This is a genomic window from Mesorhizobium sp. WSM4830, from assembly GCF_055811495.1.
This window is the reverse complement of the sequence record NZ_JBVVQI010000012.1, coordinates 33,177-48,671: the sequence shown is the minus strand read 5'-3', so window position 1 is coordinate 48,671 and position 15,495 is coordinate 33,177. Positions and strand designations below refer to the sequence as shown.

Annotated in this window: 13 protein-coding genes; 5 read left to right on the top strand and 8 right to left on the bottom strand. The window is 62.3% G+C overall.

The features are described 5' to 3' along the window. Nucleotide 1: 1 nt before the first annotated feature. The 8 genes from AC0L2Y_RS16860 to AC0L2Y_RS16825 all read right to left on the bottom strand — a co-directional run bounded on the left by AC0L2Y_RS16860 (nt 2) and on the right by AC0L2Y_RS16825 (nt 8,811). Nucleotides 2–712, bottom strand: coding sequence for an ABC transporter ATP-binding protein (locus AC0L2Y_RS16860; protein ID WP_473557915.1), 711 nt, complete (start codon nt 710–712; stop codon nt 2–4). After that, complete coding sequence (locus AC0L2Y_RS16855; protein ID WP_473557912.1) at nt 705–1,478, bottom strand: ABC transporter ATP-binding protein; 774 nt, start codon at nt 1,476–1,478, stop codon at nt 705–707. The genes AC0L2Y_RS16860 and AC0L2Y_RS16855 overlap by 8 nt, the downstream gene beginning before the upstream one ends. 11 nt (nt 1,479–1,489) lie before the next feature. After that, a complete protein-coding gene (locus AC0L2Y_RS16850) occupies nt 1,490–2,698 on the bottom strand; it encodes an ABC transporter substrate-binding protein (RefSeq protein WP_473557910.1) in 1,209 nt (402 codons plus the stop codon). A gap of 325 nt (nt 2,699–3,023) precedes the next feature. After that, a complete protein-coding gene (locus tag AC0L2Y_RS16845; protein WP_352565399.1) occupies nt 3,024–4,016 on the bottom strand; it encodes an ABC transporter ATP-binding protein in 993 nt (330 codons plus the stop codon). Continuing rightward, the gene (locus tag AC0L2Y_RS16840; RefSeq protein ID WP_473557908.1) at nt 4,013–5,038 is read right to left on the bottom strand and encodes an ABC transporter ATP-binding protein; all 1,026 of its coding nucleotides are present in this window, start codon (nt 5,036–5,038) and stop codon (nt 4,013–4,015) included. Before AC0L2Y_RS16840 ends, AC0L2Y_RS16845 begins: the two co-directional genes overlap by 4 nt. After that, on the bottom strand, nt 5,028–6,002 hold the full coding sequence (locus AC0L2Y_RS16835; RefSeq protein WP_352661999.1) for an ABC transporter permease: 975 nt from the start codon (nt 6,000–6,002) through the stop codon (nt 5,028–5,030). The genes AC0L2Y_RS16840 and AC0L2Y_RS16835 overlap by 11 nt, the downstream gene beginning before the upstream one ends. Next, entirely contained in the window at nt 6,002–7,030 is a 1,029-nt protein-coding gene (locus tag AC0L2Y_RS16830; RefSeq protein WP_352565401.1) for an ABC transporter permease, read from the bottom strand. The genes AC0L2Y_RS16835 and AC0L2Y_RS16830 overlap by 1 nt, the downstream gene beginning before the upstream one ends. A gap of 107 nt (nt 7,031–7,137) precedes the next feature. Next, the gene (locus AC0L2Y_RS16825) at nt 7,138–8,811 is read right to left on the bottom strand and encodes an ABC transporter substrate-binding protein (RefSeq protein WP_473557905.1); all 1,674 of its coding nucleotides are present in this window, start codon (nt 8,809–8,811) and stop codon (nt 7,138–7,140) included. 300 nt (nt 8,812–9,111) lie between these two features. Between AC0L2Y_RS16825 and AC0L2Y_RS16820 the strand changes: the two genes are divergently transcribed. The 5 genes from AC0L2Y_RS16820 to nadE all read left to right on the top strand — a co-directional run bounded on the left by AC0L2Y_RS16820 (nt 9,112) and on the right by nadE (nt 15,492). Beyond that, nucleotides 9,112–9,837 (top strand): LuxR family transcriptional regulator, encoded by a 726-nt coding sequence (locus AC0L2Y_RS16820; RefSeq protein WP_352489815.1) that lies wholly within the window; start codon nt 9,112–9,114, stop codon nt 9,835–9,837. 173 nt (nt 9,838–10,010) lie between these two features. Beyond that, nucleotides 10,011–10,910, top strand: coding sequence for a proline iminopeptidase-family hydrolase (locus AC0L2Y_RS16815; RefSeq protein ID WP_352489814.1), 900 nt, complete (start codon nt 10,011–10,013; stop codon nt 10,908–10,910). A 361-nt stretch (nt 10,911–11,271) separates the two neighbouring features. After that, nucleotides 11,272–11,520: a hypothetical protein gene (locus tag AC0L2Y_RS16810; protein WP_352489813.1), complete on the top strand. Its 249-nt coding sequence runs from the start codon at nt 11,272–11,274 to the stop codon at nt 11,518–11,520. A 253-nt stretch (nt 11,521–11,773) separates the two neighbouring features. After that, nucleotides 11,774–14,512, top strand: a complete 2,739-nt coding sequence (locus AC0L2Y_RS16805; RefSeq protein WP_473557901.1) for an AMP-binding protein — start codon at nt 11,774–11,776, stop codon at nt 14,510–14,512. Next, nucleotides 14,509–15,492, top strand: coding sequence for an NAD(+) synthase (gene nadE, locus AC0L2Y_RS16800; protein WP_473558150.1), 984 nt, complete (start codon nt 14,509–14,511; stop codon nt 15,490–15,492). The genes AC0L2Y_RS16805 and nadE overlap by 4 nt, the downstream gene beginning before the upstream one ends. The last annotated feature ends 3 nt before the right edge of the window (nt 15,493–15,495 follow it).

The following is a 15,495-nucleotide window of genomic DNA, read 5'->3' as shown; positions in this document are numbered from 1 at the left end:
ATCATACACCCAGCACTTCATGCAGCAGCGTCATGCGATCCGGCAGTTCGCCGACCGGAAAGCCCGCCACGACCTTGCCGTGCTCCATCAGGTAGAAACGGTCGGTGACGCGGCTGGCAAAGCGGAAATTCTGCTCGACCAGCAGGATCGTCATGCCGCGTTTTTTCATCGTCGCCAGCAAGTCGCCGATGCGCTGCACGATGACGGGAGCCAGTCCCTCGGTCGGCTCATCGAGAAGCAGCATTTTCACGCCGGTCCGCAGCATGCGCGCGATCGCCAGCATCTGCTGTTCGCCGCCCGACAGCCTGGTGCCGGGGCTGTTGCGTCGCTCCTTCAGATTGGGGAAGAGATCGAATATTTCCTCCACGCTCATGCCGCCCTCGGCGACGATCGGCGGCAGGACCAGATTCTCGTCCACGGTCAACGTTGCGAAGATGCCGCGTTCCTCCGGCACCAGGCCAATGCCTTGATGCGCGGTCCGGTGCAACGGCAGGCGCATCAAATCCTTGCCGTCGAAAAAAATCTGCCCGGTCCGCTGGCGGATCAGCCCGATAATGGCGCGTAATGTCGTGGTCTTGCCGACGCCGTTGCGGCCCAGCAACGTCACCGTTTCACCTGGAAAGACCTCCAGATCGACGCCGTGCAGCGCATGGCTCTCGCCATACCAGGCGTTGAGGCTGCGGACTGCGAGAAGCGGCGCGGCCTCACTCATCGGCGGTGCCCATATAGGCGATCCTCACCCGCTCGTCGCGGCTGACCGTGGCATAGTCGCCGGCGGCAAGGATTTCGCCGCGCTGCATGACGGTTATCCAGTCGCAAAGATCGGCTACAACAGTCAAATTGTGCTCGACCATCAGCACCGCGCGCTCCTTAGCCACCGAGCGGATGATGTCGGAAACCGTGCGGACATCCTCGTGCCCCATGCCGGCCATCGGCTCGTCGAGCAGCAGCACTTTCGGATCGAGCGCCAGCGTCGTGGCGATCTCGAGCACGCGTTTCCTGCCATAGGAGAGATCGGCGGCGGGCCTGTTCTTGGCATCGTCGAGGCCGACCGACCGCAAAAGCTCCTCGGCGCGCGGCGTCAATCGATCGAGGGCCGCCAGCGAGCGCCAGAACTGAACGCTGAGCCCGCCCGGCCGCTGCAGCGCAACACGCACATTATCGAGCACGCTGAGATGTGGAAACACCGCCGAGATCTGGAACGAGCGCACCAGGCCCATCCGCGCGACCTTGGCCGGCGAGGTGCGGGTGATGTCGTGGCCGAGCAGTTCGATCTTGCCGCTGGTCGGCGGGAGGAACTTGGTGAGCAGGTTGAAGACGGTGGTCTTGCCGGCACCGTTAGGTCCGATCAGTGCGTGGATGTTGCCGTGGTAGAGGTCGAGATCGACATTCCTGACCGCAACAAAGCCGGCGAAGTCACGCCGCAAACCGCGGGCGGAAAGCACCACCCGCGGCTCACTCGGTTCGGGCGGTTCCATCGGTCCGCCAATCACTCGCCGGCCGTGGGACAGCCGCTCTCCTTGGGGCTCAGAAACGCCTCGTTGCCGGGGATCGTGGCGAGCGGTTTGTAATAGTCCCACTCCTTGGTGCTCTCACTCGGCGACTTGACCTGATAAAGATACATGTCGTGAACCATGTTGCCATCGGCCTGCACTTTGCCGTTTGCCGTAAAGACGTCGTTCACCGGCATCGAATGCAATTCCTTGGCGACCGCCTCGGTTCCATCGGTGCCGGCTTTGTCGATCGCCTTCAAATACTGGGTCACCGCTGAATAGGTGGCGGCCTGGATCATATTCGGCATGCGGTTGGTGCGCTTGAAGAACCGCTGGGCGAACTCGCGACTCTTGTCGTCGCGATCCCAGTAGAAACCTTCGGTCAGCACCACGCCTTGCGCCGCCTCGAGGCCGAGCCCATGCACCTCGGCCAGAGTGAACAGAAGTGCTGCAAGACGTTGGCCGCCCTGCACGATACCGAATTCGGCCGCTTGCTTGATCGAGTTGGAGGTGTCGAGGCCGGCATTCGCCAGGCCGATGACCTTGGCGCCCGACGATTGCGCCTGCAGCAGGAAGGATGAATAGTCGGTCGAGCCGAGCGGGTAACGCACCTCGCCAACCACCTTGCCGCCATGGCTCTGGACGAACTTTGCGGTCTGCTCCTTGAGCGAATATCCGAATGCATAATCGACTGTGACGAAGAACCAGCTGTCGCCGCCTTGCTGGACGAGAGCGCCACCGGTCCCCACTGCCTGCGAATGCGTGTCGTAGGCCCAGTGGAAGCCATAGGGCGAGCACTGTTTGCCGGTTAGCTCGGTGGTCGCCGCGCCGGTGACGATGTCGATTTTCTTCTTTTCTTTGGAAATCCCCTGGACGGCGAGCGCCACCGAGGAGGTGGTCAGTTCCATGATGGAATCGACCTGTTCGGTGTCATACCACTGCCGCGCAATGTTGGAGGCGATGTCCGGCTTGTTCTGGTGGTCGGCGCTGACGATCTCGACCGGCGCACCTTGCACCTTGCCACCGAAATCCTCGACCGCCATCTTGGCGGCCTCGACCGACCACTTGCCGCCGAAATCGGCATAGACGCCCGACTGGTCGTTGAGAATGCCGATCTTGACCTTGCCGTCGGAAATCTCGGCGGCTGCGGCAGGCATCGCAGTCGCTGCAAGAAGCGCGGCCGAGACCAGGTACGATATCTTCATTGGTGACTTCCTCCCTTATGGTCGACAACGATCAATCATGTCGGCGGCTGCCTGCTGCGGCACGAAGAGTGGCCTCCCACATTCCGTCCTCTTCGGCACCAGATCGCGCAGCGCTATACGGCCGGCTATGCCCGTCCTTCAAATCGTAGCATCGCTCGGCAACGCGAGAACAGTTACTTTAGTATTAGGCATTCGCGATGCCCGGCCGCCGAAGCGCAACATAGCGCCGGATCGTGCGGCGTCCAGATCGGCCTCTATCCTCGCCGAAAGGACGATTACGGCTGAACGGTCCTGATCCGATATCGCTGAACGAGAACTCCGGTCGTCAACCGTCGGCTGGATGATGGCAAGCAACCAGGCGGCCCTCGCCAATGCTTTGGAGAAGCGGACGCTCGCTGCGGCAGATCGGGGTGGCAGCCGGGCAACGGGTGTGGAACCGGCACCCGGAGGGTGGGCTCATCGGACTGGGCAGGTCACCCTTGAGCACCAGCCGGCCGCGCCGCGCCCGTTCGATGCTGGGTATCGGCACGGCGGAACGCAGCGCCGCGGTGTAGTGGTGTCTGGGCGCCGCAAAGACCTCGTCGGTCGGCCCGCTCTCCACGATCGATCCCAGATACATCACCGCCACACGGCTCGAGATCTGGCGCACCACGGAAAGGTCGTGAGCGATGAACACATAGGTCAGGTTGAACTCCTCGCGCAGGTCGGCGAGCAGATTGACGATCTGCGCCTGGATCGACACGTCGAGCGCCGAGACCGGCTCGTCGGCCACGATCAGCCGTGGCCGCAGCGCCAGCGCGCGGGCGATGCCGATACGCTGGCGCTGGCCGCCGGAGAATTCGTGCGGATAGCGCGATGCGTGCTGGGGCGACAAGTCGACCCGGCGCAGGAGCTCGGCCACGCGGTCCGCCATTTCCGATGCCGAGAGGCGTTCATGGATGCGGAACGGATCGGCCAGAAGATCGCCGACCCGCCGGCGCGGATTGAGCGAAGCGCTGGGATCCTGGAAGACCATCTGCATCTGCCGCCGCAACGGACGAAGCTGCCGCTGGGAAGCGTCGCTGATGTCGCGGCCCTCGAATTCCAGCGACCCCGAGCTGATTTCGGTCAGACGCACCAGACACCGGCCAAGCGTGGATTTGCCGCAACCGGACTCGCCGACGATGCCGAGGGTCTCCCCGGGCCAGATGTCGAGCGACACCGTATCGACCGCATGCACGGTCCGGCGCTGCGCCGGGAAGATCGAGCGGCCGACGCTATAGCGCTTCGACAGGTCGCCGGCACGAAGCAGCGGACGTTCGCGTGGCATGGCATTCATCGTTGCATCTCCGCCACGCCGCCAGGCCTCTGGGCAGCGAATTGCCTGCGCGTAGGCTCCGGCAACAGGCAGGCGGCGCGATGGCTCCCGCCTTGCATGATCGGCAGCTCAGCCAGGCAGGCGTCGTGGCGAAAGGCGCAGCGGGGGCCGAAGGCGCAGCCTTTCGGCAGGTTGGAGAGCGAGGGCGGAATTCCCGGAATGGCAGCAAGCCGGGCTGGACGTGGTCCCTCCATCGGCGGGATCGAGCCGAACAAGCCCCATGTGTAGGGATGCAGCGGCGCCCGGAACACGCTGCTCTTGCCGCCCTCCTCGACGAAGCGTCCGCCATACATCACCAGCACCCGGTCCGCGACTTCGGCGACGACGCCAAGATCGTGCGTGACCAGGATCACCGCGGAACCGAACTGGTCGCGCAATCGTCCGATCAGTTCGAGGATCTGCGCCTGCACGGTAACATCGAGGGCTGTAGTCGGTTCATCCGCGACGAGCAGCACCGGGTTGCACGAGAGCGCCATGGCAATCACCGCGCGCTGGCGCATGCCGCCGGAAAGCTGGTGCGGGTAGCTGTCGACGACCCGCTCCGGATTTGCGATGCCGACCGCATCCAGCAATTGCACGGCCCGCGCCCGTGCCGCTTTCGCCGACACTTTTTCATGCGCGCGCACCTGCTCGCCGATCTGGTTGCCGATCGTATGCACCGGGGTGAGCGCCGACATCGGATCCTGGAAGATCATCGCGATCTGGCGGCCGCGAATGGCATCGAGCGCACGTCGCTTGAGCCCGATCAGCTCCTGTCCCATGAAACGGATGGAACCGGATACGATAGCGTTGGGGCTGTCGATCAGCCCCATGATGGCGAGCAAGGTCTGGCTTTTGCCCGAACCGGATTCGCCGACCACACCGACGATCTCGCGCTGCTCGACGGAGAACGAAACACCTCCCACCGCGCGCACCAGGCCCTCGTCGCTGCGGAAGGAGACGGTGAGGTCCTTGACCACCAGAAGAGGAGCATCAGCCGACATCGCGAGCCCTCGGGTCAATGATGACGAAGACCACGTCGACGACGAAGTTAGCCATCACCACAAAGAAGGCGGCGTAGATCACGGTGGCCAGGATCATCGGCAGATCGAGCGTCTGCAGCGCCTCATAGGTCAGTTTTCCGACGCCCTGCAGTCCGAAGACCACTTCGGTCAGCAGGGCGCCACCACCGACCAGGGCACCGAAATCGAGGCCGAACATGGTGACGAATGCGACAAGCGAGGTCCTGAGGCCATGATGCAGCAGCACCCGCCGCTCGCCGATCCCCTTGGCCCGGGCGGTGCGTATGAAATCCTCCTGCATCATCTCGATCAGGCTTGCCCGCAGCACCCGGCCATAGAGGCCGACATAAAGGGTTGCCAGCGTGAACCACGGAATGACCAGCGCCTTGAACCAGCCCCAGGGATTCTCGGTCAGGGGGATGTAGCCGAGCGGAGGAACCCAGGAAAACAGCCAGCTGTCGTGCCAGCGGCTTTGCGTCAGCAGGTTGGCGACCTCGCCCAGCCAGAAGACCGGAATCGACACGCCTACCAGGCTCAAGATCATCAGTGCGCGATCGATGAATGTCCCGCGCGTAGCGCCTGCGATCACCCCGACGATCAGTCCACCCAGCACCCACAGCACTGCCGCGCCGCCGACCAGCGACAGCGTCACGGGAATGGCGCTTATCACGGTCGGGATGACGCGTTGCCCGCGATTGACGAAGGAGGTGAGATCGCGGCTGACGAAAAGCCGGTTCATCATCAGCCCATATTGCACCGGCAATGGCCGGTCGAGACCGAAATCGTGGCGCACCTGGATCAGCGTCTCTTGCGAAGCATTGCGGCCGGCAATGCGCGCCGATGGATCAGCGCCGGGCGTCGCAAAGAAGATCAAGAAAGCGACGACACTGATGCCGAACATGACCAGCACCATCTGGCCAAGCCGGAAGCCGAGCGCGGCAACCACTAGACGCCCCTCGGCGAGGATTTCGGGTCGAGCGCGTCGCGCACGCCGTCGCCCAGAATGTTGAGGGCCAGCACCGTGATGACAATGGCTAGCCCCGGCGCCAGTGCCACGACCGGCCGCGAATAAAGCAGGCCCTGGCCGTCCTGGATGATCGTGCCCCAGCTGGCATCCGGCGGCTGCACGCCGATCGACAGGAACGACAGCGAGGATTCCGTCATCATGTTGAGCGCCAGGATCAACGGCACGAAAACGATGATGCGGGTCACCACATTGGGCATGATGTCGCGCAAAAGGATGCGCCAGGGTGACGCGCCTAGGCCGATCGCAGCGGTGACGAATTCGGCATGCATCAAGGTCAGGACATGGCCGCGGATCGGCCGCGCCACATAGGGCACATAGACGATGCCGATGATGAAGACCGGTAGCCACAGGCTGCCGGAGCGGATCTCGAATGGACCGATCTGGATGCTCTGCGCAATCAGCACGATCGACAACGAAATCGCCAACAGGAAAATCGGAAAGGCCCAGAGCACGTCGAGAATGCGCGACAGGCCGATGTCGACGATGCCGCCGAAGAAGCCGGAAACGACACCCAGAAACGTCGCGAGGACGAGGCACAGCACGGCTGCAGCACCCGAGATCAACAGCGAATCCCGTCCGCCGTAAAGCAGCCGCGCCGCGACGTCACGGCCCTGGTTGTCGGCACCGAGCATATAGGGGCCGATGCGCCAGGTCGGCCCGATCGGCGTCATGCCGAGGCCAAGGCCTTCGGTGGAGGGCTGCAGCACCGGCTGGGTCACCCCATCGACGACGATCTCGCCATTGAGATTGGTCACAAATGGATCGGTGCCGGAGACGTATCGCGCATAAAGCGGCGCCGCGAGCGAGGCGATCACGATGACGACGAGCACGGCGAAGGCCGATATTGCCGAACGATCGCCTTTCAGCTTGCGCCAAGCGGTACGCCACGGGCCATCGGTGGCCCGGCGAACCGGGATGGCGGGCTGGTCCGCAATGACATTGACCATGAACAGGATTGCCTAGGAAAAATCGCGGCCTGGAAGATGCGCTGATCCGCCGGAAAAGGAAATGCGACGGAGAGCCAGCGGCACTCCGTCGCATTGGCTCCGGTCGGCTATTCCACCCAGGACTGGCTGACAATCCAGTAGAATTGCGGGCTGAAGGTGAAGTTCTTCAGCCTGGAAGAGATCACATCGACGCGCTTTGGCGTGAACAGGACAGCGACCGGAGCCTTGTCCGTCACGGCCTTGTCGATGGCGGTCCAGAGTGTCGCGCCCTTGGCCGGATCGGCGATGGTGGCTGCCTCTGCCTCGTCCATCGATGCGTCGATCGACTTGTCGCAGAACCCCGAAATATTGACCGAGGCGTCGGAACCCGGCGTGAACGAGGCACAGCTGAACAAGACCTGCAGGAAATTCGACGGCGCCGGGTAATCCTGGAACCATTGCGAGATCGAAATCTGCACCTTGTTATTGGTGTTCTGGATGTAGGTGAACTGTATGTTCTGCGAGATCGGCTTGACCGACGTCTTGTAGCCAAGCTGGTTGAGCACATCCTGGAGGTAGACGCCGATCGCCTTGGAGACCGTGGTGTCCTCGGTGATGATCGTCACCTCCTGGCCTGCGGTTCCCGATTCCGCGACCAATTGCTTGGCCTTGTCCATATCCGGCGCCGACCACTTCTCACCCGGATTGGCGGTGAACGGGCAATAGGCTGCGAATGACGGGAAGCCCGGCGGCAGAATCTGACAGGCCGGCTGCGCCAGATTGCTGCCGCCGAACAGCTTGACGATCGCGGCGCGGTCGATCGCGAAGTTCACGGCTTGGCGAACGCGGATGTCGTTGAACGGCGCCAGATTGGTGTTCATCGGCGCGTACCACATCGCCGTCAGCGGGTGAACCGTGACCTGCTTGGCATATTTGGTGCCGAGTTCGGCGAGACGGTCGGACGGCGGCGGGTCGAACATCCAGTCCGCCTGCCCATTCTCGACCGCCGTCACCGCCGCCTCGTCGGTCAGGCCGAATTCATAGTCGATCTCGTCCGGATATCCGGCCGGCTGCGCTTCCTTGCTCCATTCCTTGAAATGAGGGTTGCGCACAATCTTCATCAGCTTGTTGGGGTCGTAGCTGGCGATCATGTAGGGTCCGGTACCCGGGATCGGATCCGTGCCGGCGTCCTTGAGCGGTGCGCTCGCCGGCAGGATCGACGCATGCGGAACGGCCAGCTTCTGCAGGAACTCGGCATCCGGCTGGACCAGGTTGAAGGTAATGGTTCGGGCCGTATCGTCGACCGACAGGCCACCGTCGAGGGTGCATGTCGCCGGGGCCTTCAAGCACGCATCCGCGCCGACGATGCCTTTGTAGAAGGTCCCGGCCGTCGGCCCGCTGATCTTGAAGATGCGCTGGAACGAAGCGACCACGTCCTTTGTGGTGACGTCCGAGCCATCCGCGAATTTGATGCCCTTGCGCAGCTTGAAGACATAGGTCTTGCCGCCGTTCTCGACTTGCGGGAGGCTTTCCGCCAGGTCCGCGACGACCTCGAAGCCCGTCTTGTCCCCGGCCTTCTTGTAGGTCACCAGGCCATCGTAGAGGATATAATTGATCTGGAAATACTGCAGCGTGTAGTTGATGTGCGGATCGGCGGTGCCTGCCGCGGCATTGGCCAGCAATCGGAGCGTGCCGCCTGGCTTGCCCTCGGCGGCCAAGGCACTGCTTGCCGGCGACATCATCGTCACGCCGAGCAGAGCCAGCCCGGATATCAACGCTGTAAATGCTTTTTGGAGTCGCATATTTGTTCCCTCATGGAGGCGTGTCGGCTTTTGCCGCGCTGAACCCGGTCGATCGACCATTGCGCGGCTGAAAACAGTGCTGGGGTTGCGAACGGCGTCCGCTACTTGGCCCAATCGCAAAAGACTACGGCGAGCGAAGCCGGACGGGATAGCTATTAAGATAGATAGGGTCGGACAGGCTTATCCCGCCTATTTGTTGAGCAACCGGCCGACATGGCTATTTGACAAGCAATCATCAGCGGGTAAGCTTGCCGGATGCAAAGCCTTCCAGGCGATCTAGAGAGCCGGTTCCGAACTGGAATGAGCATCGACGCTGCCATGGCGGTGGCAACGGAGGTGCTGGAGCCGATCGGTTTCACCGCATTCATCTATGATTATACGCCCGTGCCGGTCAGTCACAAGGGCGAGCTTATCACGCCCTCGCTGATGGCTCTGCGCAACGTGCCGCGCGACATGCAGGATCTCTGGTGCAAGGGCGGATATTATCAGCTCGATCCGGTGCAGGAGGCCGCGCTCACCGTATCGAGACCGTTTCTCTGGTCGCACAACGGCGTTCAGAGCACCGTCATGCAGCGCGTGCTCCAGTCCAAGCACGATCCTGTGGTCAGCTATTTGCTTGACACCAGGATGACCTGCGGCGTCACCGTACCCATTCGCCTTGCCGGCGGCGATCTCGCCACCTTCACCGCGATCCGTGCCGAGCCGGAGGCCGGGTTCGAGCTCGAAGCCAGACCCTTCATCGCCGAGATCGGCGATCTGGGTCATCTGCTGCATGACTCCGTCTACGCCGGTTTCGACGCCGGGATCCGCACCTGCCAACATGTCCATCTGACGTCGCGCGAACGCCAGTGCCTGCGCTTGGCCGCTGCCGGACTGACGGCCAAGCAGGTCGCGCGTGAGATTGGCCGTGCGGTGCCTACCGCAACGCTGCACCTCAACGCGGCGACGCGAAAGCTTGGTGCGCGCAACCGCTTCCATGCCATCGCGCTCGCCGCCCATTACCGGCTGCTCGAACCGGAGCATTGAGGCTCGCGACCTGCGGGCGATCGGCCTTGGCTCGGGCCAACTTATAACCGGCGAACCTATAAATAGTGCTAGCTGTAAATGCGCCGGGCCGCTTAGTACCGTCAGCCGCAAACAAGGCTTGGGAGGGGTGCGCCAAAGTGGCTCCTGCCGCGCCATGATGCGGAGCTTGGACTGTGACGGCACATGCGATCACCGAAGGATTTAGCGACTACAAGGGCTATCGCACCTGGTACCGTGTGACCGGGGACCTCGGGTCGGGCAAGCTGCCCCTGGTCGTCGCTCATGGTGGACCGGGCTGCACCCACGACTATGTGGACTCGTTCAAGGAGCTTGCCGGAACCGGGCGAGCCGTCATCCACTACGATCAGATCGGCAACGGCAAATCGACCCATCTGCCGGACAAGGGCGGCGACTTCTGGACCGTCGATTTCTTCCTGGGCGAACTCGATGCGCTGCTCGCCCATGTCGGCATCGCCGGCCATTATGCCCTGCTCGGCCAGTCCTGGGGCGGCATACTCTCGGCCGAGCACGCCGTGCGCCGCCCTGAAGGGCTCAAGGCATTGATCCTGGCCAATTCGCTGGCCTCGATGGCGCTGTGGGTGGAAGGAGCCCGGCAATTGCGCGCCGAGTTGCCAGCCGATGTGCAAAGTGCGCTCGACCGGCACGAAGCGGCGGGAACCACCGATCACCCCGAATATGTTGCGGCGACGAAGGCTTTCTACGACCGTCACGTCTGTCGCGTCGTTCCGATGCCGCCAGAGGTCGCCCGGACATTTGCGGCAATCGAGGAAGATCCGACCGTCTATCACACCATGAATGGTCCCAATGAGTTCCACGTCATCGGCACGATGCGGGACTGGACCATCGTCGACCGCCTGCATCGGATCGAGGCGCCGACCCTGGTTTTCCGCGGCTTCTACGACGAAGCGACCGAGGCCTGCGTCCAGCCCTTTCTGGATCTTATCCCGTACGTCGAAGGGCTGGTCTTCCCGAATTCCAGCCACATGCCGCATGTCGAGGAAAAGCACGACTGCCTCGCCGCCGTCGGGCGCTTCCTGGCCAAACACGATTGACGTTCCAGGACCCGGCCTACTGTTCCAACGGATCGTCGACACGGCGCAGTCGTCGTGAAGGCAGGTTCAGAAACTTCGAATAGCCTGCTGTCCCATGCCTCCGCCGGCGCATTGTGATGCTCCGTGATCGCGACGCCACGCGGAGGCCTAGCGTTGCGTCGCCGGCATGGCCGGAATCAGCCTGCCTTCCCCTGAAACTGGCATCCGGTCGCTGAAAACCTGACGGATACGGAGTGGGAGGGACCCCGTTGCCGGTAGGTACGGAAAGTATCGGAACCCAAAGTTTCGCTAAGCAGTTGCAACCGAATTCATTAGCCGGCGTTAAAGTACGGGTGATCTAGCGGGGCATGGGGAGGCTCTCATGCAGACGTATCTCGTCGAGCGCATGGATGGCGACGATGTTATCTCGGTGCGCGTTGTCAACGCGCCGAGTCCGTTCAGAGCCGCAGCTATGATGACGGGCGGGCGCATTACCTTCCGAACGTGGGAAAAGGATTGGATCCGCGTGACCGACGAAAATCGGGGACAGATCTATGCATATTGTTTTGTCCCCGGCAGCTATTCCGACACCGAAGCATCGCCGGTATCGCCCGGGAGAACCACCGAATAGGCAATATGCCTGAATAGCGGCAATTCCGTCTTCGACCCCACCTTGGTCTTCGATCCCGCCTTGGCATGTGTCCGTGTCATGCGCACCACAACAGCCAGCGAGCCTGGCATGATTGGCTCCGCCCGCGGCTTGCGAAACAGGCGAAGTGACTAGCCAAGCGTCCTTGAGGGAAGATCAGGGCATCATCAGAATGATCGATGAAAAGATTGGGGCGGGGGGCGATAAGTGACCCTAATCTTAGCGTAGGCAACTCATGTCTTCGGCATATTTGGGATCAGAAGTCGCGGATCAGGATCTAGCGGTGGATTGTCAGATAACGACCTCCGATAATTGGTCAAGTGTCGCACAATACGCACTGGATCAGGGCGGTCCCGTACTGCGCCCATTTCAAAGATTGGGCGTCGATTTTACCAACATTGCGGCCTTCGATCACCTGCGAAATGTTGTCCGCCAGTACCCCGACAAGCTTGCAATCAGCGACGGCGCCAATCGTCTGACCTATTCCCAGCTCCTCCGGTCCGTCGAGACGCTGTCCTACCAGATCGCGGCGGCCGTCCCAGACGGACAGGCGATAGGGATTCTTCAGGCCAACTCGGCCTGGTATCCCATTGCCATGCTGGCAAGCATGACGGCTGGGCGGCCTTCGGTGCCACTCAACGCGCGAGATCCTAGCTCGCGGATCCTTGAAATCGTGGCCGGAGCGCGGCTCTCAGCTGTCCTGGGCGAGGGAAATGTCCGACCCGATGGTTTGCCTCACCGGGTCAGTTGGATCGATGTGTCGACCAGTGCCGCCTCGCCGGCTGGGCAAGTGCCTCGGTCTTATTCCGTATCGGTCGATGCGCCCGCCATCGTGCTTTATACGTCAGGGAGTACGGGCCGGCCCAAGGGCATCGTTAACAGCCAGCGCAGCTTGCTGTGCCGGGTCCAGCAATACGTCGATGCATGCCACATCAACTCGGATGATGTTTTCCTGCCATTGACCGGACCCGCCACAATCGCCGGGTGCCGGGAGATTCTTGCAGCTCTTCTCACCGGCGCCACCTTGCATCTGGTCGAAGTCGAAGCGGTCGGCTTGCGCGCCGTTCAACGCCTGGTGCGATCCGAAAACGTGACAATCACCTATCTGGTGCCGGCACTGCTTCGCGCGCTTATGGCAGACGGACCTGCAGAAGCGTTCCATTCACTCAGAGTCGCCCGGATCGGTGGCGAGAAGGTGCCCTGGACCGACATCGCCCTGCTGCGCAAGGCCGTCTCCGATACGTGCCTTGTCCAGATCGGTTACTCGTCAACCGAGACCACCGGCTCGCAATGGTTCCTGCCGCGAGACTGGCCAGAGCATGGAGATTCGGTTCCAGTTGGCGGACTGCTGCCTGGAATCACCTTCGCAATTGTCGACGAAGCGGGTCGCCGCGTTCAACCGGGCCGCAGCGGAGAGCTTCTGATCAGGAGTCCGTATGTCTTGCTTGGCCATTGGGAGGACGGGGCGGTTGTACCGGCAACATCAGACCCGGACGATCCAGGCCTTCGGATTTTCGCGACAGGTGACCTCGTTCGACTTGATGATCAAGGCCTACTGCACATCGTCGGTCGCAAGGGGCGCCAGGTAAAAATCAACGGTCGACGCGTCGAGCCAGCCGAACTCGAACGGGTGCTGCGTTGCGCACCCTCTGTCGCGGATGCTGTGGCAATCGTGACGGCCGCGAATGAGCTTGTCGCCTTCGCTGTTCCTCGGCGCTCGGCTGAAGGGACCTTTTCGGACGAGCTTCGCCAGCTTGTCAGGACCAATCTGCCGCCGCCGCTGCGTCCCTTGCGGTTGCACACGATCGCCGAGGTTCCGCGCCTGCCGAGCGGCAAAGTCGACATCACGACACTTGCAGAGATGGACCTTTCAGCCAGAGAGACAGCGGCGACCGCGCGTCCGCTCGAGCCGCGAGGCAAGCTGACGGCGCAGCAGGTCGTCCAGCGGGCATGGACCAGCATTCTCAATACGCGCGTGGCGGCAGGACGCTGGGATGACGCCGGAGGAGATTCGCTGAAGCTGCTGCACTGCGTCATGGAAATCGAAAGCGCCATCGGGCAGGAACTCGGCCTTGAGGCCTTCACCGTCGGGATGAGCCTGGAAGAAATGGTCAAGGCGGTCGTGTCCGCCCAGGCAGGCGATCAAAGCGCGCGCGCCCAGAAGCACGACCCTCCCGTTCTTTTTCTGTTCCCAGGGTCCGTCGGCTATGGCCCGAGCCTTGCTGCCTTTGCAGCAGCGATGGGCAAGGTGACGCGCGTTGCCCCGATCAGGTATCCGGCCCTGGCTATGATACTGCGCGGACAAGACAGCCTCGCCGATATGGCCGACGCCGCCGTCGACCAGATCCGCCGCGCCCAACCCTCGGGTCATGTACGACTTCTCGGCCATTCGCTCGGCGGCGCTGTTGCCTTCGAGGTTGCGGCGCGGCTGCTGGCCTCGGGGCGAACCGTAAAGTTCCTCGGCATCCTCGACACCAGTCTCGTCGGGGAGCGAAGCGCCCGCTGGGAGACGTTTACGCGCACAGTCAATCGAATCCGAACCAACCGCGTGTCCGCTTACCGGATGGCTTGCCGGGCCCTCGCGAAAGTCGCCGTGGCAATGAAGCGCGAGGCACAACTGGTCCAGTTTCTCGACCGCTTCGCTCACGGACAGTTCAACGCGACGAGCTTTAGAACCAAACTGGAACTGCAAGAGGTTTTGCGCGCGCAAGCCTTCTTCCAATGGGTGGCCGAGCCAAAGCCGGCTCTGCCGATCACAGGCACCCTGTTCCGCTGTGCTCGACCCGGAATGCCTCTGGCAATCGGCTGGGATAGCGTCTTCGCCCATCTGGACGTGATTCCGATCGTCGGCAGCCACATCGATCTGGTTGTAGAGCCTCACCTTACCACCAATCGTCCCCTTATCGAGAAAGCGGTGGCGAAAACCTATTCGCCAGTCGAGTCTCGCAAACTGGAGTACAAGCCATCGACCTGATCTCAACATTCGGCAAGGACGCGCTGGTGCTCGACGCTGGCGCGGAAGTCGATCGCATCGTCCAGATCTTGCGCCAGCAGGTCTTCGGCACGCTGCGACGTCGAGGGGTGGTTGTCGGCCTCTCAGGCGGCATCGACAGCTCCGTCGTCGCGGCGTTGTGTGTTCGCGCCTTTGGGAAAGGCAAGGTCCTCGGGATATTCATGCCGGAGCGCCATTCCTCCGGCGACTCACTGAGGCTCGGCCGCATTGTCGCCGCACAGCTTGGTATCGAAACGATCCTGGAGGATATAACGCCGGCCCTGGAAGCAATCGGCGCCTATAGACGGCAGACCGAAGCAATCCAGACCGTCGTTCCCGAATATGGGGACGGCTGGAAATGCAAGCTGGTGCTCGCCTCGGTTTTCGAGAGCAACGGTCTCAACATCACGCGCCTCACGGTTCAGGACCCCGAGGGCAGGACCGACACGGTGCGTCTGCCGTCGGCAGCCTATCTGCAGATCGTCGCTGCAACCAACTACAAGCAGCGCCTGCGCAAGATGACCGAATACTACCATGCCGACCGCCTCAACTACGCGGTAGCGGGCACGCCGAACCGCCTGGAGTACGACCAGGGCTTCTTCGTCAAACAGGGCGACGGAATTGCCGATCTGATGCCAATCGTCCACCTCTACAAGACCCAGGTCTATCAGTTGGCCGAATATCTTGGGGTGGAGGACGAGGTCCGGCGCAGGCCGCCCACCACGGACACCTTCTCGATGGCGCAGAGTCAGGAGGAGTTCTACTTCGCGCTGCCTTATTATCTGATGGATCTGTGCCTCTACGGCTTGAACCATGGGATCGCCGACGAAGATGTCGCTGAGGCAACCGGCCTCACCGTGATGCAGGTCCAGAAGGTTTTCAAGGATATCGACAGCAAGCGGCGCGCCGCACGTTATCTTCACGCGCGGCCGTTGGTGTCCTCTTCAATGGGCGAGGGCTAGGCG

What these genes read in the sequence shown, in the direction of transcription:
- AC0L2Y_RS16860 (WP_473557915.1), bottom strand. Translation starts at nt 712, where the DNA reads ATGAGTGAGGCCGCGCCGCTTCTCGCAGTCCGCAGCCTCAACGCCTGG.
- AC0L2Y_RS16855 (WP_473557912.1), bottom strand. Translation starts at nt 1,478, where the DNA reads ATGGAACCGCCCGAACCGAGTGAGCCGCGGGTGGTGCTTTCCGCCCGC.
- AC0L2Y_RS16850 (WP_473557910.1), bottom strand. Translation starts at nt 2,698, where the DNA reads ATGAAGATATCGTACCTGGTCTCGGCCGCGCTTCTTGCAGCGACTGCG.
- AC0L2Y_RS16845 (WP_352565399.1), bottom strand. Translation starts at nt 4,016, where the DNA reads ATGAATGCCATGCCACGCGAACGTCCGCTGCTTCGTGCCGGCGACCTG.
- AC0L2Y_RS16840 (WP_473557908.1), bottom strand. Translation starts at nt 5,038, where the DNA reads ATGTCGGCTGATGCTCCTCTTCTGGTGGTCAAGGACCTCACCGTCTCC.
- AC0L2Y_RS16830 (WP_352565401.1), bottom strand. Translation starts at nt 7,030, where the DNA reads ATGGTCAATGTCATTGCGGACCAGCCCGCCATCCCGGTTCGCCGGGCC.
- AC0L2Y_RS16825 (WP_473557905.1), bottom strand. Translation starts at nt 8,811, where the DNA reads ATGCGACTCCAAAAAGCATTTACAGCGTTGATATCCGGGCTGGCTCTG.
- AC0L2Y_RS16820 (WP_352489815.1), top strand. Translation starts at nt 9,112, where the DNA reads ATGAGCATCGACGCTGCCATGGCGGTGGCAACGGAGGTGCTGGAGCCG.
- AC0L2Y_RS16810 (WP_352489813.1), top strand. Translation starts at nt 11,272, where the DNA reads ATGCAGACGTATCTCGTCGAGCGCATGGATGGCGACGATGTTATCTCG.
- AC0L2Y_RS16805 (WP_473557901.1), top strand. Translation starts at nt 11,774, where the DNA reads ATGTCTTCGGCATATTTGGGATCAGAAGTCGCGGATCAGGATCTAGCG.